Origin of the sequence: Roseomonas sp. TAS13, from assembly GCF_001950415.1 — a bacterium.
Classification (GTDB): domain Bacteria; phylum Pseudomonadota; class Alphaproteobacteria; order Acetobacterales; family Acetobacteraceae; genus Roseomonas; species Roseomonas mucosa.
This window is the reverse complement of sequence record NZ_BDLP01000689.1, coordinates 1-1070: the sequence shown is the minus strand read 5'-3', so window position 1 is coordinate 1070 and position 1070 is coordinate 1. Positions and strand designations below refer to the sequence as shown.

At 74.1% G+C, this 1070-nt stretch carries 1 protein-coding gene; it reads right to left on the bottom strand.

The annotated features are described in order from the left end of the window. Positions 1-841 (bottom strand): acyl-CoA dehydrogenase family protein (locus ROTAS13_RS24865; RefSeq protein ID WP_075823695.1); only part of this gene is annotated, 841 nt, incomplete at its 3' end. Positions 842-1070: the final 229 nt, after the last annotated feature.

Sequence of the window (1070 nt, the reverse complement as noted above, 5' to 3'; positions counted from 1 at the left end):
CCTGCTGGTGCGGGTCCCCGCCCCGGCCGGTCGCGGCCAGATGGTGGCGCAGCGCCTCCTCCACCGCCTCGATGCCCCCGAGATGTACGGCCAGGAAGCGCCAGGCGCCACCGGAGAAGCCGGGCTGGGCGAAGTAGGCCCCGGGCGGACCGATCAGCGTCCCGGGGCTCAGCTCCATGCCGCTGAAATCCATGTTCCCGGTGGCCGAGGCCCGCATCCCCGAAGCCGTCCAGACGGAAAGGTCCGCCCGCCCGGTGCCCCTCGGCAGTGGCAGCAGCAGCATCCGCACGCCGTCCGGTGCCTGGGCCGGGACCAGCGCCCGTTCCACCAGCCCGGCCCCGGAGCACCAGATCTTGCCCCCGCTGAGCCGGCGCATGTCCTCCTCCAGCACCAGCCCGCGTCCCGGCACCTCGGCGGCCCAGACCCCGAAGAGGCGGCCTGCCCGGGCATCCGCCGCGGCTTCCTCCACCTGTTCCGGCGTACCGTAGGCGGCAACGAGGCGCAGCGCGTTCACATGCCCTTCGAAGAGCCGTCCCAGCGGCAGGCTGGCCCGGCCGATCCGGCGCAGCGCCAGCATCAGCGGCCCGGTGCCCCCGGGTTCGGAACCCCAGCCCAGCCCGCCCAATGCGCCAGGCAGCGGCGCCACCAGCAGCCCGGCCGCGCCGAGGGCCGCCACCTCCTCCACGGGCAGGCCGCCTTCCCCGTCCAGCCGCGCGGCCCGCTCCTCCACTCCCGGCAAAAGGGCGTCCAGCCGTTCCAGCATCTCCGCCGTGGAGGCTGGCGCCGTAGGCATGGTGGTGAGGGAGGCGTGGGCGGGGTGCGGGAGGGCGTGGTGATTCATGCTGCCGCTTCAACCGGACAGGCCGGACCGGGTTGCCCGCCCGGCGGGTAAGCGATGCGAAACCGTTGCAAAACTCCGCGTGGTCCCGCCCCACTTGGTCCCGCCGCGGGCCGGATCTCCCCTGCGCTGCGGCAGAGGGGTAGCATGGCGGCACTCCGGGCGCGGGGGCGTCCCGGGGGTGGGGAATCGGCCGGCATATCCGGCTGTCTCTTGATCACAAGTCTCGACG